The 24,847-nt window shown below is 62.6% G+C and carries 13 protein-coding genes; 7 read left to right on the top strand and 6 right to left on the bottom strand.

Annotated elements, in window-relative coordinates; all coding sequences use genetic code 11:
• Positions 1-27 precede the first annotated feature (27 nt).
• Complete coding sequence (locus WA070_RS06495) at positions 28-1,992, bottom strand: sialate O-acetylesterase (RefSeq protein ID WP_422633277.1); 1,965 nt, start codon at positions 1,990-1,992, stop codon at positions 28-30.
• A gap of 288 nt (positions 1,993-2,280) precedes the next feature.
• Between WA070_RS06495 and WA070_RS06490 the strand changes: the two genes are divergently transcribed.
• The 3 genes from WA070_RS06490 to WA070_RS06480 all read left to right on the top strand — a co-directional run bounded on the left by WA070_RS06490 (position 2,281) and on the right by WA070_RS06480 (position 7,139).
• Positions 2,281-3,417 (top strand): glycoside hydrolase family 43 protein, encoded by a 1,137-nt coding sequence (locus WA070_RS06490; RefSeq protein WP_422633276.1) that lies wholly within the window; start codon positions 2,281-2,283, stop codon positions 3,415-3,417.
• Positions 3,418-3,542: 125 nt separating this feature from the next.
• A complete protein-coding gene (locus WA070_RS06485) occupies positions 3,543-6,131 on the top strand; it encodes a glycoside hydrolase family 3 C-terminal domain-containing protein (protein ID WP_422633338.1) in 2,589 nt (862 codons plus the stop codon).
• Positions 6,132-6,269: 138 nt separating this feature from the next.
• Complete coding sequence (locus tag WA070_RS06480) at positions 6,270-7,139, top strand: alpha/beta hydrolase (protein ID WP_422633275.1); 870 nt, start codon at positions 6,270-6,272, stop codon at positions 7,137-7,139.
• Between the two features lie 44 nt (positions 7,140-7,183).
• Here WA070_RS06480 and WA070_RS06475 read toward each other — a convergent pair whose 3' ends face one another.
• Both WA070_RS06475 and WA070_RS06470 read right to left on the bottom strand, forming a co-directional pair.
• Positions 7,184-8,140 carry a cupin-like domain-containing protein gene (locus tag WA070_RS06475; protein ID WP_422633337.1) on the bottom strand — a complete coding sequence of 319 codons (957 nt, stop codon included), beginning with the start codon at positions 8,138-8,140 and terminating at the stop codon, positions 7,184-7,186.
• 66 nt (positions 8,141-8,206) lie between these two features.
• Positions 8,207-8,887: a SapC family protein gene (locus WA070_RS06470; protein ID WP_422633274.1), complete on the bottom strand. Its 681-nt coding sequence runs from the start codon at positions 8,885-8,887 to the stop codon at positions 8,207-8,209.
• 323 nt (positions 8,888-9,210) lie between these two features.
• Between WA070_RS06470 and WA070_RS06465 the strand changes: the two genes are divergently transcribed.
• Together WA070_RS06465 and WA070_RS06460 are read left to right on the top strand one after the other, a co-directional pair.
• A complete protein-coding gene (locus tag WA070_RS06465; RefSeq protein WP_422633336.1) occupies positions 9,211-12,078 on the top strand; it encodes a TonB-dependent receptor in 2,868 nt (955 codons plus the stop codon).
• A gap of 69 nt (positions 12,079-12,147) precedes the next feature.
• On the top strand, positions 12,148-13,689 hold the full coding sequence (locus WA070_RS06460) for a tryptophan halogenase family protein (protein WP_422633335.1): 1,542 nt from the start codon (positions 12,148-12,150) through the stop codon (positions 13,687-13,689).
• Positions 13,690-13,793: 104 nt separating this feature from the next.
• Here WA070_RS06460 and WA070_RS06455 read toward each other — a convergent pair whose 3' ends face one another.
• Complete coding sequence (locus tag WA070_RS06455; RefSeq protein ID WP_422633273.1) at positions 13,794-16,301, bottom strand: glycoside hydrolase family 9 protein; 2,508 nt, start codon at positions 16,299-16,301, stop codon at positions 13,794-13,796.
• A 235-nt stretch (positions 16,302-16,536) separates the two neighbouring features.
• On the opposite strand from WA070_RS06455, the gene WA070_RS06450 reads away from it, so the two are divergent.
• Both WA070_RS06450 and WA070_RS06445 read left to right on the top strand, forming a co-directional pair.
• Positions 16,537-18,030, top strand: a complete 1,494-nt coding sequence (locus tag WA070_RS06450) for an ATPase domain-containing protein (protein ID WP_422633272.1) — start codon at positions 16,537-16,539, stop codon at positions 18,028-18,030.
• Entirely contained in the window at positions 18,030-20,000 is a 1,971-nt protein-coding gene (locus tag WA070_RS06445) for an ATP-binding protein (protein WP_422633271.1), read from the top strand. The genes WA070_RS06450 and WA070_RS06445 overlap by 1 nt, the downstream gene beginning before the upstream one ends.
• Before the next feature lie 116 nt (positions 20,001-20,116).
• Here WA070_RS06445 and WA070_RS06440 read toward each other — a convergent pair whose 3' ends face one another.
• Positions 20,117-22,495, bottom strand: a complete 2,379-nt coding sequence (locus tag WA070_RS06440) for a glycoside hydrolase family 3 N-terminal domain-containing protein (RefSeq protein WP_422633270.1) — start codon at positions 22,493-22,495, stop codon at positions 20,117-20,119.
• Positions 22,492-24,807 (bottom strand): glycoside hydrolase family 3 N-terminal domain-containing protein, encoded by a 2,316-nt coding sequence (locus WA070_RS06435; protein ID WP_422633269.1) that lies wholly within the window; start codon positions 24,805-24,807, stop codon positions 22,492-22,494. Before WA070_RS06435 ends, WA070_RS06440 begins: the two co-directional genes overlap by 4 nt.
• Positions 24,808-24,847: the final 40 nt, after the last annotated feature.

The following is a 24,847-nucleotide window of genomic DNA, read 5'->3' as shown; positions in this document are numbered from 1 at the left end:
GCCTCACGCTCCCATGTTCTGCACTTGTCAGCGTGCCGGTGTGATCGGCAGTTCGAAGGTGGCGACTGGCAGCGGCGCTTCGTCATAGAGGTTGACCAGCGGCGTACCGGCCCAGGCATAGCGCACCCGCGTCGCGGGACGACCGTCGCCCGCCAGCGTCACTTGCTCGCCCTCGACCTTGCCCAAAACGAAGCGACAGCTACCCGCCGCCGCACCACATAGTTCAAAACCGATCGCCTGCGTCGCGCCGCGCGTGTGCAAGGCTCCCGTCAGGCCCGTGAACTGGACGATCGCGCCGCCGTCGGCACTGGCGAGTGCGCGTGCCCCCTGCGGCCCAGTGCGCGACACCGCTTCGCCATAAGCCAGCGCGCGCATGGAGCGCGCGAGGCGGCGGCCGACTTCCTGCTTTTCGCCCGGATGGATGTCGAACGGATCGCCCAGATCGATCGCGGTCGCCAGACCGGCATGATCGTCCTGCGCCATCGCCTGATATTGTATCTGCCGCATCGCTGCCCATCCGCTTTCGGCGGGCTGCGTCTCCGGCTTGCCATAGGCGGCCAGTTGCACCGAAACGAAGGGCAGGTCGGGCGCGCCGAACTGCCGCCGCCAATCGGCCATCATCGCGGTCATCCGCTCCGCATAGCCGGGCAGATCGGCATCGGATTCCCCCTGATACCAGGCGACGCCCTTCAACCCGATCGACCCCAGAGGCGCGATCATGCCGTTATAGAGCGTCCCCGATCCGGTCACGTCCCCCCATGGCACGCGCGGCGCGTCGGGCGGCGACTGCGCGGCGATGACATAGCGCCATCCGTCGGCAATCGGCATCGCGCCGGACTGGCCGAAGATCAGCTTCATCTCGCTGGCAGGACCGGACAGTCCGCCATTGGCATAACCATCCTCGACATTGATGGTCAGAACGTTGCGTCCTGCCTTCAGCACGCCCGGCGGCAGGTCGAAGCTGCTGGGCTGCCATGCCCGCGCGCTCATCCCGACCGGCTTGCCATTGATCCAGACACGCCCCAGATCGTCCAGCAGGCCCAGCGACAGCGCCGTCGCACTCTTCGCCTGCTCCGCCGTCAGGTCGATCTCGCGGCGGAACCAGATCATGCCGTTATAATCGGCCAGCGCAGGCACGCCCCATTCTTCCCAGGCACTGATGCGCGGCACGGGTTGCCACGCCAGCGCGCTGTCGGGCTGCCACGGCTCCTTGCCTGCGGCATCGCCCGTCGCCTTGCGCCACCAGCTTTCCCATTCGGCGCTGGCGGCCCGTTCGGCAGCGTAGGGATCCTTCGCGTGCAGCGCCAGCATCGTCGCCTTTGCGCCCTGCCCGACAGCCGCCTGCGCCCGCGCACCCATCCACGGGCTGATCCGCGATCCGCCCCAGCTGCTGGCGATCGCGCCGATCGGCACATTGGCGGTCTTGCGCAATTCGCGCGCCATATAATAGCAGACGGCGGAAAATTCCGGCACGCTGTCCGGCTCGGCGACCTTCCATGCGGGCGCTTGCTTGAAGTCGCGCAAGGGTTCGTCCGCCGACGCCTTGGCCACCAGCATCAACCGCAACTTGTCGTCGGCGGACGCGCGTGTCTGCCCCTGCGAATCCTGCGCGCGGCGCACTTCGAGTTCCATGTTGGACTGGCCCGAACAGAGGAAAACGTCGCCCACGGCCACGTCCTGCACCACGACATTGCCGGATGTCCCGCGCGCCTCCAGCGTCACCGGGCCGGGCGTGCGCAGCGCATCGAACCGTGCCTCGAACCGTCCCTGCTTGTCGGCCCGGACATCCCGGCTCACGCCCGCCAGCAGAACCGAAATCTTTTCGCCGGGATCGGCGCGCCCGGTCACGGTCACGGGCTGGTCGCGCTGGATGACGGCATGGTCGCTGAACATCGGATCGAATGTGGGCGCGGCCAGCGCGGGATAGGCGGCCATGGCCAAAGCGACGAAGCCGAGCTGCGAAAGCCCCCTTGCGCGGTTGCTGGGAAACATCGCCTTCGCTCCTCCACTGATCATCGGGTCGCCCCTGTGCCGGAACGTCCCCTGCGGCATTAATGCCCATTTCGGGCCACGACACAAGTCTATTTGTTACCGCTACCTTATTTGATCGACCCTATTTCCCTAGCGGTTCTGCCGGAGATGCGGATTTTTAAATTGCTGGAGCAACATCGGCTCGTCTTCAATCTTCGCTATGGCGATCCGCAATCTTCACGCAGGTTGCGTCCCATAAATGATAGCGCTATCTACAATTGAGAAAATCGAGGGAGGATGAGCGTGCATATGCGTAGCAGGTTGAAAGCCATGCCGGTTTTGCTGGCGTTGCTGACGGTTGGGTGTCAGCAAAAAGCAGAAGAGACTCACCCCGCCAATGCCACCGGCGAGGCCAAAGGCGCAGCGACCATGCGGCCCGCATCCGACTATCTGTCGCAGCCGCTCGTCACCGACATCTATACCGCCGACCCGTCAGCCCATGTGTGGAACGGCAAGATTTACGTCTATCCCAGCCATGACATCGATGGCCCGACGCCCGAAGACGATCTGGGCGCGCATTTCGAAATGCGCGACTATCGCATCCTGTCGATGGACAAGATCGGCGGCAAGGTGACGGTCGGTCCCGTCGCGCTGGACGTCAAGGATGTGCCATGGGCCGACAAGCAGATGTGGGCGCCCGACGCCGCCTATAAGAACGGCACCTATTATCTCTATTTCCCCGCCAAGGATAAAGCGGGCGCATTCCGCATCGGCGTCGCCACATCAAAAGACCCGATGGGACCGTTCAAGCCGCAGCCGCAGCCGATCAAGGGCAGCTATTCGATCGACCCGGCCGTGTTCACCGATGACGATGGCGCAAGCTATATCTATTTCGGCGGCATCTGGGGCGGCCAGTTGCAGCGCAACGTGACCGGCACCTATGACGCCAACGGCTCCAAGACTGACCTGGGTCAGGACGACAAGCCAGCGCTCCAGCCGCGCGTCGCCAAGCTGACCGGCGACATGCTGGAATTCACCGAAACGCCCAGGGCGGTGCAGATCCTGGATGAAAAGGGCAAGCCGCTGTTGGGCGGCGACCATGATCGCCGTTTCTTCGAAGCGTCGTGGATGCACAAATATAAGGGCAAATATTACTTCAGCTACTCGACCGGCGACACCCATTATCTCGCCTATGCGATCGGCGATTCCCCTTATGGTCCCTTCACTTACAAGGGCCGCATCATGGAGCCGGTCGAGGGCTGGACCACCCATCATTCGATCACGCAGTGGGATGGCCGCTGGTGGCTGTTTTACGCAGACACGCAACTGTCGGGTCAGACACGGCTGCGCAACGTCAAGGTTACGGAGCTGCATTACAACCCGGATGGCACGATCAGGACGATCAATCCCTTCGTGACCAACGGCAAGGCTGCGGCCAAGCCCTGACCGGCGGACGGGGGACTGACCTCCCCCGTCCATTCATTGAGATGAGCATGACGGCGGCAAGCGATGCGTTGCCGGTGGGAGAAACGATAATGACAAGATTGCGCGCCCTGCACGCCGCAAGCGGGATGCTGCTTGCCACGGTTTCGAGCATCGGCATCGCCCAGACGCCCGACGTCATGCGCGAAGCCGATGCGAAGGCGCAGGCGATCGTGTCGAAGCTGACGGTCGATGAAAAAGTCGATCAGTTGCTCAACGTCGCGCCCGCCATTCCGCGCCTGAACATCCCGGCCTATAACTGGTGGACCGAATCCCTGCATGGCGCGATGGGCGCGGTGCCGACCACCAATTTCCCTGAACCGATCGGCCTCGCCGCCACCTTCGACGCGCCACTCATCAAAGATGTCGCATCGGTTATCAGTACGGAGGTGCAGGCGCTCCACACGCTGGGGCGCCAGACCGGGCATCTGGGGCGCATCGGCACCGGGCTGGACACATGGTCGCCCAATATCAACATCTTCCGCGATCCCCGCTGGGGCCGTGGACAGGAAACCTATGGCGAAGACCCGTTTCTGACCGCCCGCATCGGGGTGGCCTTCATCGAAGGAATACAGGGCGACAATCCGCTGCTGCCCAATGTCGTGGCCACGCCCAAACATTTCGCCGTCCACAGCGGCCCCGAACCCACGCGCCACACCGACAATATCTTTGCGACCCCGCGCGATCTGGAGGACACTTATCTGCCCGCCTTCCGCGCAGCGATAGTCGAAGGACAGGCCGGGTCCATCATGTGCGCCTATAACCGGGTGGACGGGCAACCGGCCTGCGGCAGCCACATGCTGCTTCAGGATTATCTGCGCGGCGCTTGGGGATTCAAGGGCTATGTCGTGTCGGATTGCGATGCCGTCGTCGATATATACGACCATCATAAATATGCGCCCGACGCGGCCACCGGGGTCGCGGTGGCGCTGAAATATGGCGTCGACAGCGAATGCAACAACGCCACGCTAAGCGGCAAGACCGGTCTTGGCGACCGATATAAGGAGTCGTTGAAACGCGGCTATATCAGCGTCGGTGACATCGACACCGCATTGACCCGCCTGTTTTCCGCGCGCCTGCGCAACGGCGATCTGCCGGGCCTGACCACGCGCCAGCCCAACCGCACGCCCGTATCGACCATCGACACGCCGCAGCACCGGGCGCTGGCGCTCAGGACGGCGGAAAAAAGCCTCGTCCTGCTCAAGAATGACGGCATCCTGCCACTCAAACCGGGCACCCGGATCGCGCTTGCCGGGCCGCTTGCCGACGCCACGCGCGTGCTGCGTGGCAATTATTCCTCTACCAAAAGTGCGCCGCCCATATCGGTCGCGAATGGCCTGATACAGGCGATGCCGGGGGCCAATGTGACAGTCGTGCCGTTCAGCGCCTCGATCACCGATGGCGATCCGGTGCCGAACTCGGCGTTGCTGACTTTGGATGGCAAGCCGGGCCTGAGGGCAGACTATTTCAACGCCACGGCCAAGGATCAGTTCGCATCCAAGCCCGTCCTGACCCGCGTGGAAAATGGGCTTACTTCACGGGCGTCCGAATATAAGCAGGTATCCAAAGAGCATAAAATCCAGTGGAGCGGCTATCTCGTCGCGCCGGAGACCGGCGTCTATCGTCTGGCCCTGACTGGCGTGACCGGCGACATATCCCTGAACGGCAAGCCCGTCGTGTCCGCCGCCGAATATTCCCGCTGGGCCGAACCGCTCAAGCTGAGCGAAGTCCGCATGACGAAGGGGCAGCGTTTCGCAATCCGGCTTCAGGGCGAAAGCAGCGTGTCGGCCAACCCCGGCATCTTCTGGAAGCGTATCACCGACGATCTGGATCGCGATCTGGCGGCAGGCGCGAAGGATGCCGATGTCATCGTCGCGGTCATCGGCCTGACGTCGGACCTGGAGGGCGAGGAAATGCCCGTCAATGTCGAGGGCTTCTCCGGCGGAGACAAGACGACGCTCGACCTGCCGGCTGACCAGCGCGCTTTCCTTGAAAAAGCCAGGGCCACCGGCAAGCCGCTGATCGTGGTTGCGATGAACGGCAGCGCGATCGACCTGTCCTGGGCCAAGGACAACGCAGCCGCCATCGTCGAAGCCTGGTATCCCGGACAGTCTGGCGGCCTTGCCGTCGCCAACGTTCTGTCCGGCAAGGCCGATCCGGGCGGTCGCCTGCCCGTGACATTCTACAAGAGCATCAAGGATCTACCGCCATTTACCGACTATGGCATGGAAGGCCGCACCTATCGCTATTTCAAGGGAGAGCCTGTCTATCCGTTTGGCCATGGCCTTAGCTACACCAGCTTCCGCTATGCTTCCGCATCGATCGAGCCAGTGAACGGCGCGGTGGAAAATGGCTTGCGGGTGCGGACCAGCATCACAAACACCGGCGGGCGCGAAGGCGATGACGTTGCGCAGCTTTACATTACTCCGCCCCGCTTCGATGGCGCGCCCAAAACCGCGTTGCGCGGTTTCCAGCGCATCTCGCTCAAACCGGGTGAGACCAAGCCTGTCGACTTCATCCTGTCGCCCCGCGACCTGAGTTTCGTGACCGCAGAGGGCGTGCGCGCCCTGATACCTGGCACCTATCAGTTGAGCGTGGGCAGCGGCCAGCCGACGGATGGAGCAGGTAAACAAAATGCCCGCTACAGCATAACGAAAATGGTCGAGCTTCCGAAATAACGAGCCGACGATAAGCATGAAATCACCATGGGAGAGAAGAACATGCCATCGCGACTGTCAAAGCCCTTAATCGGCACTGTACGTTCCAAACCATCCAGACTGGCTGCATTCGGGCTGGCATGTTGCCTGCTGATCCCGATGCCCGGTCAGGCACAGGAGGACAAGATGGTCCCCATCGCCGCACCCGCTCAACCGGGCGCGATCGAACTGGGTACTGGTCCCCTACCCGGCGCGAAGGCCACGGAAACATGGCATCGCCAGTATCGAAGCCAGTTCGCGCGCAATGTCACGGTCGCGACGCTGACGCCGTTCCTGCCCGATCCGGCTACGGCGTCCGGCGCAGCAGTCATCGTCGCGCCGGGCGGTGGTTTCCGCACCCTGTCGATGGAAAATGAAGGCTGGGATGTCGCCAAGGCGCTGGCCGCCAAGGGTGTCGCTGCCTTTGTCATCAAATATCGCCTGCGCCAGACGCCCGCCGACATGGCCGGGTTCGAAAAGTCGATGCAGGAGATGTTCTCCGGCACCGCCCGCACGCCCGCGCCTGCACCAGCAGCCATCGGGAACGACATCGCGCCGCAGATTGCGGACGCCAGCGCTGCCTTTCGCCTGATCCGTAGCCGTGCGGCGGAATGGCATGTCGATCCCGATCGTATCGGCATGATCGGCTTTTCCGCAGGCGCGATGCTGACGATGGCGACCACTTTGTCGACCAAGGACGCCAAGCCGGCCTTTATCGGCAACATCTATGGTCCCTTGGGCACGATGAGCGTGCCGGCCGATGCCCCGCCGATGTTTGCCGCGATCGCCGCCGATGATCCGCTGTTCGGCAATCGTCCCTTCACCCTGATTGACGACTGGCGCGCGGCAAAGCGGCCGGTGGAATTTCACCTGTATGAACGGGGCGGCCATGGTTTTGGCATGTACCAGAAGGCGACCACGAGCACCGGATGGTTCGACGCCTTCGTGCGCTGGATCGACATGCACGGGATGCTGAAGAAAAAGCCTTAAGTCCAACGGATGAAGCAAGATCGCCGACCTCGACAGGTCGGCGATCACTCGCCTCGCAAAAGCCGCATCACCAGCGCGCGAATGCGACCATAATTGCCCGATGCCAGCGGTCCCAATATCCCATGTTTTTCAGCGGGCAGGTGCGCCAGGGGATGTCCGTCCGGCCTGAACACATAATGATCGAAGAAAGCGCGCCACGCCGCGCGTTCCGGCTCCGGGCGCTCGGCGATCGCGATCATCGCCAGAAGCAGGCTGGTATAGGGCGCGTCGGGACCATGACTGAAATTGTCCCACCAGTAATTGACCAATATGTTGAAGGGCGACTGCGCTTCGACCTGATGCCACCATAATTTGGGCAGATAAAGCGCGTCGCCGGGCGACAGATCGACGATCATCGCCCCATCGCGCGCATTGGCGAAACGGGGATAGCGGTCATTGTCCATCGATCCGGCGGCCAGGCTAACGGGTTGACCCGCCAATGTATAGTCGATCGGCCCCACATAGAGGTCGGCGATTGCTTCTGGCGGGTATAGCGTGAATCGCCGATGCCCGGCGACGACGCATGCCAGATTATCGTAGCTGTCATAATGACAGGCGATGACAGACGCGTTGCCCATCCATATTCGCGGCGCGGCGGAGGGCGGCAGGATGGCAAGACCATTATCCTGCGCGAAACCCGGCAGATATTGGTCGATCGGCAAAGAACCCAGATATCGTGTAGGTGCATCTGTGTCCGTGCCCGCTGTCACGATATGGCGCAGATGATCGACGACAGCGGCGGTTTCGCGCGTGAAATTGACGCCCGTCAGGTCGCTGTCGTAATAATAGCGTCCGCCAAGCGCGGCATCGCCAACTAACGCCTCGGTCGATATGCCTGCATCGAACTGGGCAACATAGGCTGCGGCCTGTGCATCCGACGCTCTGGCTGCGCGGACCGCAGGCCATTGCGCGCACAGACCCCGGATGACGGTGGGTCGGCAACGGACCGCCAGGGCGGACATAGCCGCACCATCCGGCACATCGGCAGCATCGATATAGTCTACGCTATTTGCCGACACGGCCCTGCCTTACATCTGCGTCAGGCGCGCGTTACGCCTGCGCGCGAAAATGTCGATCTGTCGCAGGGATCCGATCATGGCATAGGCCAGTTGCAGATGGCCCGCGCTGAACAGGGACGTCAAAGCGGTCTGATCCAGCCGATGCAACCTGTCGAGACTGATCGAGAACAGTCCCTGCAACGAAAGTCGTTCGCCATCATCGAACCGCAGATCGATGTCGACAGGTTCGATCAGCCGGTGCGCCAGCAACGCTGCGATAAACTGGTCGGCTTCCGGCGTGCCCTGGATCAGCGTGCGCAGCGCGTTCTGGATCCGGCGCAACGCCACCGCGGGAACACCGCCGTCGTCAAAGAGGCGTGCGCCATCCCCCTTGTCGAACCGGGGATGGTCGGCGTCGATCGATATATGATCTTCGGTGGCGTAAAACCCTTCCCTGATGAACTCCGCCGACTCGAACGCTGGCTTGCCATCGGGCAGATCGATCAAATAGTCGTCGGGGCCAAGGCCCAGCGCCGCGCCCGGATAAAAAGCGCCGGTGTCGCGGTGCTTGGAAAAGAATAGCGGGCAGGCCACCGCCGCCGCCGCAAATTCGCTCGGTACGATGCGGACGAAATGGTTCGGGGCGCGCCAGTCGCGCTTCAGCCGTAATTGGCCGTGCTCAGCCGGGTCGAGCGTTTCAAGCGAATTCAACGACATCTCCTCCTGTCCCTTTTATCCGGCACGTTCGATCCATGGCGTGAGAGATCATGACCGCGCACCTTGTCCTTCGATTATTCCCTAACGTGCAGGTTCGAATAATACTCCTACAAACTCTCTTGATTAGCAATTAAGATAGCGCTACCAATTGGACAAGCTCAAGAGGGCACTGAACCATCGCTGTTGCAGCAGCAGGTTCTATGGCCATCGACAGCTGTCACGCCGGACGAAAAGATCCGCGTGAAATGGGTGTGAATACAGGGGAGGATAGAATGATTTTACAGCATCTTTGCGTGCCATCCAGTCGCCATCGTCAGATGGGCGTGCGGAAAATCGTGCTGGCAGGCGCCGTCAGCTTCCTCGCATTGTCGAGCGCAATGCCGACTTTCGCGCAGGACAGCGCAGACCAGGCCGGCGCCGTCGCCGCCGCCGACATTGTCGTGACGGGCATCCGCGGGTCGCTTCAACGCAATCTGGACATCAAACGTACCTCCGCAGGCGTGGTTGACGTCATTTCTGCCGAAGACATCGGCAAATTCCCCGATTCCAACGTCGCTGCATCGTTGCAGCGCCTGCCGGGCGTGTCGATTAACCGTTCCGGTTCGCGCGGCGAGCCGGATGGCATCACGGTGCGCGGCTTTGGCGGCGACTTCAACGAAACGCTGATCGACGGCCGCCGCATTTCGACGGCAACCGGCGGACGCTCGGTCGATTTCTCGTCCGTTGGCGCGGATTTCGTCGGTCAGCTCGCGGTCCTCAAGACCCCCGACGTGTCGCTGTCCAGCAGCTCGATCGGCGCAACCGTCAACATCTCCTATCCCAAGCCCTTTGACAGCCCCGGCACCCGCGTCGCATTCAGCGCGTCCGGCTCCGTGCAGGACGAAGCGGGCAAGGTAGTGCCAACCGTCGGCGCACTGTTCAGCAAGACCTTTGCCGACGACACGCTGGGCATATTGGTCGATGGCATCTATACCCGTCGCGATACGCAAACCAACCGCGTCTATGTCTCGGGCTGGCAGGGCGGCCTGTTCGCACCTTGCCAGTTGGCGGGCAGTTCAGCGGCCACCTGTAATCCATCCGATGCTACCACTGCCTCCGCATCCGACCGCAAGAGCGTCGTCGGCTGGTATGGTCAGCAATATGGCGCGGATCAGCGCTATACAAAGGATGAGCGCATTGATGGTCGCATCGCCCTGCAATGGGCGCCATCCGACGACGTGGTTCTGACGCTGGACGACAATTATTCGCGGCAAAAGATCGTCACTGACATTTCCGGCTTCGGCGTCTGGTTCAACCAGGGTTCGATGCGCAATGTCAAACAGGATGAAAACGGCACGACGATCGACTTCGTGCAGCAGGGTTCGCCGACCGACTTCACCGCAGGCACCGACACCCGCGTGCTGGAAACCAATCAGGTTGGTCTGAACGTCAAGTGGGATGCGACTCCCAACCTGAAGATCGAGGCTGACGGCAGCTATTCCAAGAGCCGCCAGAACCCCGGTGGCGAAATCACCAGCGAAAATGGCGACATCGGCTATGGCGGTCTGCTCGGCACCGCCAATGGCATCCGCGTGAGCGGCAGCAGCAGCAAGGCCTTCCCGGAACTCACCGCTTTTGGTCCGAACGGGGATGCATCGCGCTGGACGGACCCGTCGATACTGGGTTCGCATGTCACCGTGCGTCAGCAGCAGCTCAACAGCGACGTCATCAAGCAGTTCCGGCTGGGCGCGACCTGGGAACAGGATAATCTGACGATCAAGTTCGGTGGCCGCTACATGGAAGATCGCTTCAAACTGCAAAATAGCAGCACCTTCACCAACAATTTCTGGCAGGCCTATGCCGGTTATGGTGGCCCTTCGGGTCAGGGCAGCGGCGTGTTGATCCCGGCCAGCCTGATCCAGGGCACGATCGGCACCAACAACTTCATCCCCGGTTTCTCGGGCAGCCTGCCACCCGGCCTGCTGGCCTATGATGCACGGGCCTATCAGGCCTATCTGGAGGGTCTGGGCAATCCGCAGGCACAGAACATCCCCGGCTACAACTATGGCTGCTGCGGCACCGCCTACACCGGCAAGTTCGACCTGCTTCTCGATCCCGGCAGCGTGCAGGATGTCCGGGAAAAAACATGGTCCGCCTATGTCCGTGTGAATTTTGAAGCCGATGTTGCGGGGATGCCGTTCCACTTCAATGCCGGCGCGCGTGAAGAAATCACGAAGCTGGCATCGTCGGGCATCGGTCGCCTGCCTGTCTCCATCGCAGGCAGCACCGCCGATCCGACGTTGCTGACGGTCGCCTTTGGCGATCAGCAGCCGATCACGACCAAGAGCAGCTATTCCTACTTCCTGCCCAGCCTGGACATGAAGCTGGAACTGACGGACAAGCTGCACCTGCGTTTCGACGCATCGCGCACGCTGACTCGTCCGGCGCTGAACACGTTGACGCCCGTGCTGAACGTGGGTGTTGGACAGCGCGTGGGCGCACTGACGGCGACGGGCGGCAATCCTTCGCTGCAACCCTATCTCGCCGACAATTTCGACCTCGCGGCGGAATGGTATTATCAGCGCAACTCCTACGCGTCGGTGAACTTCTTCATCAAGGATGTGTCGAACTTCGTCGTTGCCGGGACACAGCGCCAGGGTATCAACGGCGTGATCGATCCTTCGACGGGTGCCGAAGCCGTCTTCACCGTGTCCCAGCGGGTCAATGGACCGTCGGCTGTGATCAAAGGCGTCGAACTGGCATGGCAGCATGTCTTTGGCGACAGCGGCTTCGGCTTCAACGCCAACGCCACCTTCGTGAAAACCAACAAGCCCTATGACGACACCGATTTGTCGCAGAGCGGCTTTGCAGTGACGGGCCTTGCCAATTCGGCAAATCTGGTGGCCTTCTATGACAAGCATGGCTTCCAGTTCCGCACCGCGATCAACTGGCGCGACGAATATCTGCAACAGTTCGGTCAGGCGCAGAACAACTCGGCCTTTGGCGCGGAACCGACCTTCGTCAACGCCAGCACCCAGATTGATCTGAGCACCAGCTATCAAATCAACGAACGGCTGAGCATCTTCGGCGAAGCGCTCAACATCACCAACGAAACGGTCAGCACCCACGGGCGCTATTCCAACCAGTTGCTCGACGTCTATGCCTATGGCCGTCGCTTTACGGCTGGCGCGCGCTACCGCTTCTAAATGTCCCCACCTTGGGGGGTATCGACATATGTTGACACCCCCCATATTTTTATGATGCCTGATCCCATGATGCATCCTGTCAAGCATATCGTGATCGTAGGCGGCGGCACCGCCGGATGGCTGACCGCAGGCGTCATCGCCGCACATCACCAAAGCCGAATGCCCGGTGGCTTCACCGTTACGCTGGTCGAATCCCCCAACGTCCCGATCATCGGAGTGGGCGAAGGCACATGGCCGACCCTGCGCACGACGCTGTCGCGCATGGGCGTATCGGAAACCGATTTCTTCCGCGAATGTGACGCGTCCTTCAAACAGGGCGCGCGCTTCAACCGCTGGACCACCGGCGCGGCCGACGACGGCTATTATCACCCGCTCATGCTTCCGCAGAGTTTCGGGCAGGTCAATCTGGTCCCCCACTGGATGGCGGATAGCGCGACCAGCAGCTTTTGCGACGCCGTCACGCCGCAGGGCGCGATCTGCGACGATGGCCTTGCGCCCAAGACGATCGCCACAGCCGAATATGACGCGATCGCCAACTATGCCTATCATCTGGACGCGGGCAAATTCGCGCCCTTCCTGCAACGCCATTGCTGCATGAAGCTGGGCGTCCGCCATGTGCTGGCCGATGTCGAGCGGGTAAACAGGACCGACAATGGCGACATCGCCAGCGTCACCACCACGCAGGCGGGCGACATAGCGGGCGACCTGTTCATCGACTGCACCGGGTTCAAGGCGCTGCTCATCGGCGAAGCGATGGGCGTGCCGTTCAAGGATTGCAGCGACATATTATTCTGCGACACCGCGCTCGCCATGCAGGTGCCCTATGACGCACCGGACGCCCCGATCGCATCGCACACCATCTCGACCGCCCAGAGCGCGGGCTGGATATGGGACATCGGCGTCCCCACCCGGCGCGGCACCGGCCATGTCTATTCCAGCAGCCATATTTCCGACGAGCAAGCCGAACGCGAGCTGCGCGCCTATATCGGCCCCGCCGCCGAAGGGCTGACCGCGCGCAAGATTCCCATCCGGTCCGGCCACCGCGAAACATTCTGGAAGGGCAATTGCGTCGCCGTGGGCCTCGCCGCTGGCTTCCTCGAACCGCTCGAAGCATCCGCCATCGTGCTGATCGAACTGTCGGCCAAGATCATTGCCGAACGCTTGCCCGCCTGCCGCGAAGTCATGGACGTCGTCGCATCGCGCTTCAACGCCACGACGCTCTATCGCTGGGGCCGGATCATAGACTTCCTCAAGCTCCATTATGTCCTGACACAACGCACCGACACGGATTTCTGGCGCGACAATGTGCGGGCGGACAGCATCCCCGACCGCTTGCAGGAACTGCTGCTCCTATGGCGTTATCATTCGCCCTGGTTCCATGACGAATTCGACCGGGCCGAAGAAGTCTTCCCCGCCGCCAGCTATCAATATGTCATCTACGGCATGGGCTTCCGCACGGAAGTGGAGATCGAGGCACTGGCCCGCGACGATCGGCTGGCCGAACAGGCGCTACGCGAAAACGCCCGTCAGACCGAGCGCCTGCGCACGGGCCTGCCCCGCCACCGCGACCTGATCGACAAGATCATCGCCCACGGCCTGCAACCCGTCTAAGTCCTTAAGCCTCACCCCACCTCCGTTCGCTTCGAGCGAAGTCGAGAAGCCAAGCGCTATGCTTATATTTCTCGACTGCGCTCGAAACGAACGCAGGTCGGGTGTCACGGCTTGCCCAACCGATCCGCCGCGTTCACCAGGTCGATCCACGCCGCGCCTTCGGGAATGACATATTCATTCTCGCCCCAGAAGAATGGCCAGTCCTCATGGTTCTCTGGGAAGTCCGGCTTCACCACCAGCACGCCGGGCACCACGCCCCCGGCAATGAAGGAAAAGTCCGCCCGGTTGTTGCCATAGGCGACTTCCTTCGACTTCGTGCCGACTGCTGACACAAAGGAAATGTCCGAGCCGGGGTGATGCCCCGTCATAAATGCGATGCCGCGATACACCGCATCGTTCGACACGATGTCGGGGAAAGCGCGATGCAGCGCTGCGCTGGTCAGGGCAAACCCCATCACCGTGCCCGACCCGGCCCAGCCTCCGGTCGTGATCGGCACGCCGAACGGATTGGCCCGCGCCGCCGCCTCGCTATCCTTCGCCCATTGCCGTACCATCGGTTCCATCGCCGCGCGGTAGGATGCAGGCATGAAGGGTATGGCCGCAGCGGCCGTCACGGCATTGCCCCGAAAATTCTTCGCGATGCCCGGCCATAGCGCCATCACCCGGTCGGCATAGATGCGCTTGCCCGTTGCGCGCAGCAGTTCGACTGCCGCCGCGAAAGACTCCGCATCTAATGGCCCGCCCGTGGTATTGCCATGAACGAAGATGTCGGGCGCGTGTGTCTGTTCTTCCCCCCAGGCCTTCTCCGCTGTCGTCAGCGCGCGCGTGGCCAGAGCGTCATCCTGCCCCTTCAACACCCGCGCCGCTGCCGCCAGTCCCGCGATCGCGCCATAGTTGAGCGCCGACGACTTGCTGGTAAACACCCAGCGATCGTCGGGCGTCCCACTACGCCCGTTGCGCACCTCGCCCACTTTCAGCGCAGGATCGTAAACCAGCCCGTCAGTCTTGTTCACCGCGTCGCCCAGATGGGTATATTGCGCCACGTCCGGCTCGACTATCCCATGGATAGCATGACCGACCGCATCGAACTGCGCCAGCAACTGGATCGTCCCGTGCGCGACCTGCTGCACGATGTCGGGCTTGCCGTCGGGAACATGCATTTCTACATGCCGCCGCGCATAATCGACGCTGACCGTATCGCGATCCAGCCCATATAGTTCCCGGCTTTCGACCAGCGAACGGATCACTTCATATTGCGATTGGGTGCGGATATCGAAATCCCCCGCATCATACCATCCGCCGACATTCAGGCCGGGAATATGCTCGCCCGGTTTGTAGGGCGTGTCGGTCGTCGGTCCCTGCCGATACAGGTCGATATGCTCATGGTTGAGCGGTGCCTGACGCCCGTCGTCGCGATGGGAATCGCCATGCCAGGACCGATAGGCTTCGTTGACGGACATATGGTCCATTGCGACCGGGAAATAGACGTCGTTCGTAGGATGCCAGGCATTGGCATAGACGTCCCGCGCAATACGAAAGGGCGCAGTCCGCACGTCGCCATATTCCAGCATGTAAAGGCCCGGCTGCGTTACTGCGCTGAAATCGAGTTGCAGATAATGATAGCGCAGATAATCGCCCCACTCGCGCGCAGGCCCGGTGGCAACCGGCGTGATCGCGCCCCTATCGCCGATCCGCAGCAGCCGGATCGGCGCGCGCTTCGCGTCATTGCGATCCAGTTCGACCGTCGCGACCTTCGTGCCGCCGGGCAGATAGCCCAACTGGCTATGCGCGATCACTGGCGTGCGCAGCCAGCCTGTCACCGCATTGACGTCCACATTCCATTGCAGGACGGTGCCGACCTTCCCCACCGGCAGCATCGATCGCAGCACGAACCAGCCATTTTGCGCCTGATTGCGGCCATCATACAGCATGATCGGCGCATCCCCGCTGACCGTGATCCGCCGCGCGGGATCTTCGGGCGCCAGGACGAAGCGCGAACCCTTCGCGATCGGCATGGGTTCGGCGCCCGGACCTTCGCTGCGTCCGCTCGCCGCATTGCGTTCTGCCGTGACCGTCATCCTATCGGCGGGATAGCGGGGAAAAATGCCAGTCGTCGCATCGGCCAGATAGCTGTGATGGAAATAGGCCGATGGCAGAAATTCGAGGTTGAAGCCCGCCTTCCCCACTAGTGTCTTCGGCACAGGCTTGTCCAATATCACGCTGATGACGACCTGCGTGCCCTTGCGTTCGGCGCAGACGACATAGTCCCAGTTCAGCTCCGAATAGCGCATCCGCGTTTCAATCGTCCCTGCGCCCTTGTCCACGGAGCGCTTGACCACGATGGCGACCGGATCCCACTGACCGGGCGTGGGCGACAGGCGCACGTCGCCATTGGTGGCGCTGCGCAATCCCTGCTGGATGATCTCAATGCCGCCAATCTTGGAATCGGCGAACAGCCCATCATAGCTGTTGGAAAAGGCCAGGATATTGACACCCGCCCCTTCGAAATAGCCCGCATCATTTATGGCAATCGCGGCTGCATCCTGCGCCAGCGCCGATGCGCTCGCAAGCAGCAGGGGGACCAATGCCGCAAATCCCAAAAACCGCCTCATCCCACTCTCTCCCGCCTCAATCTTCGTTGATAAGGCGGGGTTTTAATGGAAATCTTTCGCCAATGATACCGCTATCATTATGTCAGGTAAGAAAATCCGTCGCCGTTACTCGACGGAACCAGCCAACAGGGCGCTCGTTATGCTTTCGTAAGAATTTTCGTATCGGATCGCCGTCACACCGCCGCTCGCTCCAGTAAATGGCTCGACTTAGGCAGATGGTATAAGAGGAATGCACTTGGACGACCTACCGCCTGAAGTCGCTCTCACCGGCATTACCGGACTCGATGATATCCTCGGCGGCGGCCTGACGCCCGACCGCATGTATCTGGTCGAAGGAACACCTGGCACCGGCAAGACGACCCTGGGTCTGGGCTTTCTGCTGGCGGGCGCGGAGACCGGCGATAGCGGCCTCTATATCACGCTTGCAGAAACGAAGGTCGAACTGTCCGCCGTGGCCAAAACTCATGGCTGGTCACTCGATGCGCTGACGATCTTCGAAATGGTCCCCGCCGACGGTCTGGGCGAAGATCAGGAACAGACGCTGCTGCATCCCAGTGAAGTGGAACTAGGCGAAACCGTCCGCGACATCATGGCCAAGGTGCGGGAATTCAAGCCCGCCCGCGTCATTCTCGACAGCCTGTCGGAACTGCGCCTGCTCGCGCAAAGCCCGATCCGCTACCGCCGCCAGATCCTCGCGCTCAAACATTTTTTCTCGACTCAGAACTGCACCGTCCTGTTTCTCGACGATAAAAGCGCCACCGGCAGCGACCTGCAATTGCACAGTATCGCCCATGGCGTGATCTCGCTCGACCAGACCCTGTCGGGCTTTGGCGCGCAGCGTCGGCGGCTGCATGTGGTCAAGATGCGCGGCATGCGCTTTCGCGGCGGTTATCATGATTTCGAAATCGAACGGGGCGGGCTATGCGTATATCCGCGTCTGGTTGCTGCCGACCATGAAGACAGAGAAGCCGGACCGCCCGTATCGACCGGCTCGCGCGCGCTCGACGCACTGCTGGGCGGCGGCCTCGTCCCCGGCACGTCCAGCCTGCTGACTGGTCCAGCGGGCGTCGGGAAAACGACCGCCTGCATCCAGTTGATGATCGCCGCGCTCAAGCGTGGGGAAAAAGCCTCCTATTTCCTCTTCGATGAACGCCTGCCGACGCTCCTGACCCGCAGCGCGTCGCTCGGCATGGACCTCACACCCTATATCGATGGCGGCTTGCTGGAAATTCGCGCGATCGATCCGGCTGAAATGTCGCCGGGCGAATTTTCAGGTGCCGTGCGCGCCAGTGTCGAGGAACATGGCGCCCGGACGGTCGTCATCGACAGCCTCAACGCCTATCTGCAATCCATGCCGAACGAGCAGTTCCTGATACTCCAGATGCATGAAATGCTCAGCTATCTCGGCCAGAAAGGCGTGGTCAGCCTGCTCATCCTTGGCCTCCACGGCATTACCGGCGAGGTCCGCTCCGACATCGATCTGAGCTACCTGTCCGACACCGTCCTCCAAATGCGCTATTTCGAAGCCCATGGCGAAGTCCGTCAGGCTATCTCCGTCATCAAGACCCGCACGGCCGCGCACGAACGCACCATTCGCGAATTTCAGATTGGCCAGAACGGCCTGCATGTGGGCGAACCCCTGCGTGAATTTCGCGGCGTCCTGACTGGCGTGCCAACCTTTTCGGGCGGCGGTGAGGCGCTGATGATGTCGCGGGACAAGAGCCTTTAGTGAAGGAACGCATTCTCATATTGGCTCCTCGCGGGCGCGACGCTCTCATTGCCGCCGACCTTCTGGGAAAGCATGATCTGGCCGCCGACATATGCCGGGATCAGGCCGGGCTGGTGACGGAACTGGCAGCCGGGGCCGGAGCCGTGCTGATTACCGAGGAAGCGCTGGCGGCGGAGGAACCAGTCGGCATCGTACACTGGATCACGCAGCAGCCCAAATGGTCGGACATGCCGTTCGTCGTGCTGGCCAATGGCGCGCGCACGCCACGCACCGCTTTTGCCACCAGCAGGCTCGACAATCTGGGCAATGTAGTCCTGCTTGAACGCCCGCTTCATGCACAGGCCATGTTGGGCGCGATCCGATCGGCGTTGAAAGCGCGACAACGCCAATATGAATTGCGTGACGCTGCCGCAACACTCGAACGCGCAGTGATTGATCGGACCCAGGAACTGGAAACCGCCCGTGAAAGCCTGGCCATTGCCCTCGATGCAGCCGGGATGGGCGGTTGGGACATCAACCTGCGAACCGGCGAAACCCGGCGCACCGCGCGCCATGACGAAATATTCGGATATGCCCGCCTTCTGCCGCAATGGGACGTTGCGACCTTTTTAAGGCATGTGGATGCCGATCAACGGCCAGCGGTTGCAGCGGCGTTCGACGACGCCATGGTCAGCGGATCGCTGGAGATTGAATGTTCGATAACGAGGGTGGACGGTCAGCGGCGCTTTATCGTCGCCAGGGGCCGGGTGCGCTTTGACGACGATGGCGTTCCCACCCGTATGGCGGGCGTCGTATCCGACGTTACCCATCAGAAGGAAGCCGACGCCCAACTGGCCCAGGCGCACAAGATGGATGCGATCGGCCAGTTGACGGGCGGCGTCGCCCATGATTTCAACAATCTGCTGACCCCCATCGTGGGCAATCTGGATCTCATCGCACGCCGGCACGGGGACGATGCGCGTACCCAGCGCCTGATCGACGGCGCCATTCAGGCGGCAGACCGCGCCGCTACCCTGACACAGCGCCTGCTCTCCTTCGCCCGGCGTCAGGCGTTGCAGCCCAAAGCCGTCGATATTCGCGCGCTGATCGAGGGAATCGTCGAACTGATCCGCCGGTCGCTGGGGCCGACCATCGCGGTCATCCTCGACATGGCGGACGATCTGCCATCTGCGCGCGTGGATCCCAACCAGCTTGAACTCGCGCTGCTCAACTTGTCGATCAATGCGCGCGATGCGATGCCCGATGGCGGGACACTCACCCTGACCGCCGTCCTGATCCAGACGGATAGCAGCCATGTGTCGGGGCTGGAGGAAGGACGCTATGTCCGCATTGCAGCCGCCGATACCGGATTTGGCATGGACGCAGCGACGCTCGCCCGCGCGGCCGAACCCTTCTTCTCCACCAAGGGCGTCGGGCGTGGCACGGGCCTGGGCCTATCCATGGCGCATGGGCTGGCCGCGCAATCGGGCGGCACATTGTTGCTGCACAGCGTTCCCGACATGGGGACGCAGGTCGAACTGTGGCTGCCCGCGACTGAGGAAAAAGCGATCAATGTCGATTGGACAAAGGCCGAGCCAGTGATGGCGCGCCATGCCGCTACGGTATTGCTGGTCGACGACGAAAAGATCGTCCGCACCGCCACGGCGGAAATGCTGCGCGACATCGGCTATCTCGTCACGGAATATGGGTCGGCCAGCCACGCCTTGCAGGCGCTGCGATCGGGGGTTGAGGCTGATATTCTCGTCACCGACTATCTGATGCCCGGCATGACAGGCGGCCAGTTGATCGCGGAAATGCGCGGCCTCGACGCCCACATGCCGACCTTGCTCGTCACCGGCTACACCGCCGCCGGCACCGACGTCCCCCCCGACGTCCCGCGCCTTGCCAAACCGTTCAGGCAGGCGGATTTGGCCGCCAAGGTCGATGAACTGCTCCAGCGCGAACGCGCCAAACACCGCCCCGCTGCGTAGCCCCCCTCACACCCTCCGTTCGCTTCGAGCGAAGTCGAGAAGTCCGTGGCACTGCGCTTCCATTTCTCGACAGGCTCGAAACGAACGGAGGTGGGGCTGCTCCGCCTCACCCGCCCCTAGACGATCTCCAGCGCCACCGACTGCACGTCCCGGCTGTTCGACCCCGCCATGATGTCATAGACGCCCGGCTCCACCACTTCATCCATCGCGCCATTCCACAGCGCAAAGGCGTCCGGGCCAAGCGTCAGCCGCACGGTGCGCCGCTCGCCGGGCTTCAGCGTAACGCGCTCGAAGCCCTTGAGCTGCCTGATCGGTCGGGTCACGCTGGCGGTGCGCTGATGGACGTAAAGCTGGACGACCTCATCCCCTTCGCGCGCGCCGTCGTTCGACACGTCCACCTCCACATTCACGCTGCCCCCCGTGCCAATGCGCGCAGCCGACAGGCGCGGCGGCGACAGGGTGAAGGATGTATAGCTCAACCCAAAGCCGAAGGGGAAAAGCGGGTCGATTTCCTCGAACACATAACCGCGCCGCGCCGAAGGCTTGCGGTTGTAGAAGATCGGGATCTGCCCCGCATCGCGTGCCACCGTGACTGGCAGCTTCGCGCCGGGATTGACGTGCCCGAACAGCACGTCGGCCATCGCCGTGCCGCCCTCCTGCCCCGGATACCAGCATAGCAGCAGCGCATTGGCCTGCGCCGCCACGGTCGGATAGCTCGGCGGACGGCCATTGATCGCGCACACGATGACGGGCTTACCGGTCGCCTTCACCGCCTCGAACAGCGCGTTCTGCTCGCCTAGCAGGTCCAGCGTCGTGCGGTCGCCCAGATGGTTCTTCGCAAAGCCCTCCCGGCTCGTCTGCTCGGTGTCACCCAGCGCCAAAATCACGACATCGGCCCCGCGCGCAACCTCCACCGCCTGCGCGATCAGCGCCCGGTTCCTGTCGGGATCAGCCAGCAGTACGGCGTCGGCCGATCGGTCCTCGCTCTGGGTAATGAACACGCCCTGTGCATGCACGACCTGCGCCTGGCCGCCCAGCTTCGCCCTGACCCCCTCCAACAGGGAAACCGTTTGCCGTGGCTCGCTGCTATACCCACCCAGTCGCGCGATGGCGGCATTGGGTCCGATTACCGCGACCCTTTTATGCTGTCCCGCCGTCAGTGGCAAAATGCCGTCATTGCTGAGCAGCGCGATCGAACGGTGCGCGGCTTTCAACGCCAGCGCACGGGCCTGCGCATTGCCGGTCAGCCGATCATAATCCTTCTGCGGCCACGGATTTTCAAACAGGCCAGCGCGGAATTTGAGCGTCAGCATCCGGCGCACGGCCATGTCCACGGCTGCCTCTGGCACGGTCCCCGCCCGCACCTGCTCCACCAGCGTGCTATAGGCATAGCCATCGGGCAGTTCGCAATCCACGCCCGCCTGCAACGCAGCCCGCGCGCTTGCGGCGAGGTCCGGCTGCACATGATGGATCGTGTCGAGTTCGTGGATCGCGCCATAATCGCTGACCACCGCCCCGTCGAAACCCCATTCCCCGCGCAATATGTCGGTCAGCAGCCAGCGGTTCATATGGCTGGGCACGCCATCAATCTCGTTATAGCTTGGCATCACCGCACCGATCCCGGTCCGCTGCACCACTGCGCGAAAGGGCGGAAAGAAACTCTCACGCAATTCCCGCTGCGCGATCGGCGCGGGCGCGACATTCTCGCCCCCCTGCGGCTGGCCATGGCCGGTCATATGTTTGAGCGTCGCGAACACCTTGCCAGGCGCAAGCGTCTTGCCCTGTCCCTGAAGCCCCAGCACGGCAGCGACGCCCATCTCGCCGCACAGATAGGGGTCTTCGCCAAATGTCTCCTCGATCCGGCCCCAGCGGGGATCGCGCGCAATATCGACCACCGGCGACAGGGCCAGATGCACGCCGCGCGCACGGACCTCCCGCGCTACGACGGACTGGACATCCTCCATCAACTGACGATCGAAACTGCCCGCCAGCCCGATCGCCATCGGGAACATCGTGGCCTCGCTCGCCATATAACCGTGCAGCGATTCCTCATGAAACAGCACCGGTATGCCCAGCCGCGTCTTCTGCATCGCCCATGTCTGGACGGCAGTGATGAACGCGACCGTATCGGCGGGCGTGCGCCACCGCGCGCCAGTACCGCCAGCCTGCGTCGATCCCGACGGCGCGCCGCGCTTGTCGGACGGGCGGGTGATCTGGCCAAATCCAGCCGGATAGGCAGCGCTGGCCTTGGCCGGAGAGAAGGTCAGAACGTCCATGATGTCGGCCTTGCGCGCCCACAGCGCGATGATCTGCCCGACCTTCTCCTCCAGCGTCATGCGCGACAGCAGGTCGCGCACGCGCAGGTCGATGGGCGCACTCGCATCCTTGTATAGCGGACCGGACGCCGCCCTCACCGGCGCGGCCATCGCAACGATCATCGACGTGGACGCCATCAAGCCCAGCGCCTGACGGCGCGCAAAAACCGGCGCGCTCATGGTGTCACCGTCAGCGTCGCGGATTTAAGGTCAACCGAGTTGCTCCCCGTCATGATCTCGAACGCGCCCGGTTCGACCACCCGCTCCATATGATCGTTCCACATCTGCAAAGCCTCCGGCCCTACCGTGAACGTCACCGTGCGGCTTTCACCCGGTTTCAGCGTCACGCGCTGGAACCCCTTCAATTCCCTGACCGGGCGCGTCACCGAACTCACCTTGTCCCGGACATAAAGCTGCACGACCTCGTCGCCTTCCCGCGCGCCGCTGTTGCGCACATCCACCGATACCGTGGCGGTCCCACCCGGTCCCATAGTCGCACTCGACAGGCGCGGAGGCGACAGATCGAACGTCGTATAACTCAGGCCAAAACCGAACGGATAAAGCGGCGCGTTTTTGTCGAACAGATAGCCGCGATGCGCGCTCGGCTTGTAATTGTAAAAGACCGGCAACTGCCCGACCGATCGCGGCACTGTCACCGGCAGCTTGCCGCCCGGATTGACGTCGCCGAACAGGATGTCGGCCATCGCGTTGCCCCCCTGCTCGCCCAGATACCATCCCTCGACAAGAGCATTGGCCTCCGCCGCGATCTTCACCGTGGATGCGGGCCGACCGTTGATCAGGACCACGGTGATCGGCTTGCCCAATGCCTTCAACGCATCGAACAGCGCCTGCTGCTCTCCCGGCAGGTCCAGACTCGACCGGTCGCCCAGATGGTTGCTGGCCCACCCCTCACGACTGGACTGTTCCGTATCGCCCAGCGTCAGCACGATATGATCCACCCCCTTCGCCGCATCGACCGCCTGCGCAATCAGGGCGCGGTTGGCGGCTGGATCGGCCAGCTTCACCTTATCTTCCCACCAATCGTCATTCTCGGTAATCTTCACACCCTGCGCGAACAGGATCTTGGCCCGTGCGCCGACCTTCGCCCTGATTCCGTCGAGGATGGAAACCGTATGCGGCGGCTGCCCATAATAGCCGCCCAGCCGTGCGACCGCCGCGCTCGGCCCGAACACGCCAATCGTGCCTTGCGCCTTCAACGGCAGCGCTCCGTCATTCTTGAGCAGAATGACGGAGCGCTGCGCCGCCTTCAGCGCCAGAGCGCGCGCTTCGGCATTATTCGTGATCGCAACGGACTTCGCCGCATCCGCATAGGGATTTTCGAACAGCCCCGCGCGGAATTTCAATTCCAGCATTCGTCGCACCGCCCGATCGACCGTCGCCTGCGCCACCCGCCCCTCACGCACCGCTTTGGTCAGCGTGGCGTAGGACAATCCCTCCGGCAGATCAGCGTCCACCCCGGCATCCAGCGCCCGGATCGCCGCCCCCTCCAGATCGGGCGCGATATGGTGCAGGCTCATCAACTGGTCGATCGCGGAATAATCGCTGACCACCGCCCCGGCAAACCCCCATTCGCGCCGCAATATATCCTCCAGCAGCCAGCGGTTCGCATGGCTGGGCACCCCATCAATCTCGTTATAGGAGGCCATGACCGCCTCGATCCCGGTGCGCTTGACCACCTGCTCGAAGGGGGGAAAGAAATTCTCGCGCAACTCGCGCTGCGATATGGGTGCGGGTCCGACATTGGTGCCGCTTTCCGGCTGGCCATGCCCGGTCAGATGCTTGAGCGTGGCAAACACCTTGCCCGGTCCCAGCGTCCGGCTACGCCCCATGCCTTGCAGTCCTTCGACCGCAGCGACACCCATTTCCCCGACCAGATAGGGGTCTTCCCCGAACGTTTCCTCAATCCGCCCCCAGCGCGGATCGCGCGCGATGTCCACCACCGGCGATAGCACCAGCGACACGCCGCGCGATCGGATTTCGCGCGCGATCACGCCATTGACCGCCCGCACCATGTCGGGGTCGAAGGAGGACGCCATCGCGATCGACTGCGGAAAGCTGGTCGCGCCGACCGCCGCATAGCCATGCAGCCCTTCCTCATGGAACAGGATGGGGATGCCCAGCCGCGTCTGCGTCATCGCCCATTTTTGCAGGGCGTTGACCAGCGCGACGGTCTGGCGTGGATCGCGCCCCTTGACCACGCGCGGGCTGACCGCGCCCTTGGCATCGGACGGGCGAGCGAAATGGCCCAGCCCATTGGGGAAAGTGGACGAGAGTTTCGACGGATCGAGTTGCAGGTTCGCGTCGAAAATCCTGACCTTATTTTCCCACACCGTGGTGATCTGCGCGATCTTTTCCTCCAGCGTCATCCGCGCCAGCAGGTCATCGACGCGCGCCTCTACCGGGGCGCTGCCGTCCTTGTAGATCGCCTTGTGCGCCGCGCTGGCCGACGCGCGCGGAGCGGCCTGCGCCATGCTTCCCCCGGCTATCAAAGCCAGCGCGGATATCGCACCC

Origin of the sequence: Sphingobium sp., from assembly GCF_049304695.1 — a bacterium.
Classification (GTDB): Bacteria; Pseudomonadota; Alphaproteobacteria; order Sphingomonadales; family Sphingomonadaceae; genus Sphingobium.
The sequence above is the reverse complement of the archived record's forward strand: the minus strand, read 5'-3'. Positions and strand labels throughout refer to the sequence as shown.

Excerpts from the sequence above, each read along its gene's own strand:
- WA070_RS06480 (WP_422633275.1), top strand. The coding sequence starts at position 6,270 with ATGCCCGGTCAGGCACAGGAGGACAAGATGGTCCCCATCGCCGCACCC.
- WA070_RS06485 (WP_422633338.1), top strand. The coding sequence starts at position 3,543 with ATGCTGCTTGCCACGGTTTCGAGCATCGGCATCGCCCAGACGCCCGAC.
- WA070_RS06440 (WP_422633270.1), bottom strand. The coding sequence starts at position 22,495 with ATGAGCGCGCCGGTTTTTGCGCGCCGTCAGGCGCTGGGCTTGATGGCG.
- WA070_RS06495 (WP_422633277.1), bottom strand. The coding sequence starts at position 1,992 with ATGTTTCCCAGCAACCGCGCAAGGGGGCTTTCGCAGCTCGGCTTCGTC.
- WA070_RS06465 (WP_422633336.1), top strand. The coding sequence starts at position 9,211 with ATGGGCGTGCGGAAAATCGTGCTGGCAGGCGCCGTCAGCTTCCTCGCA.
- WA070_RS06455 (WP_422633273.1), bottom strand. The coding sequence starts at position 16,301 with ATGAGGCGGTTTTTGGGATTTGCGGCATTGGTCCCCCTGCTGCTTGCG.
- WA070_RS06475 (WP_422633337.1), bottom strand. The coding sequence starts at position 8,140 with ATGTCCGCCCTGGCGGTCCGTTGCCGACCCACCGTCATCCGGGGTCTG.
- WA070_RS06460 (WP_422633335.1), top strand. The coding sequence starts at position 12,148 with ATGCATCCTGTCAAGCATATCGTGATCGTAGGCGGCGGCACCGCCGGA.
- WA070_RS06490 (WP_422633276.1), top strand. The coding sequence starts at position 2,281 with ATGCGTAGCAGGTTGAAAGCCATGCCGGTTTTGCTGGCGTTGCTGACG.
- WA070_RS06435 (WP_422633269.1), bottom strand. The coding sequence starts at position 24,807 with ATGGCGCAGGCCGCTCCGCGCGCGTCGGCCAGCGCGGCGCACAAGGCG.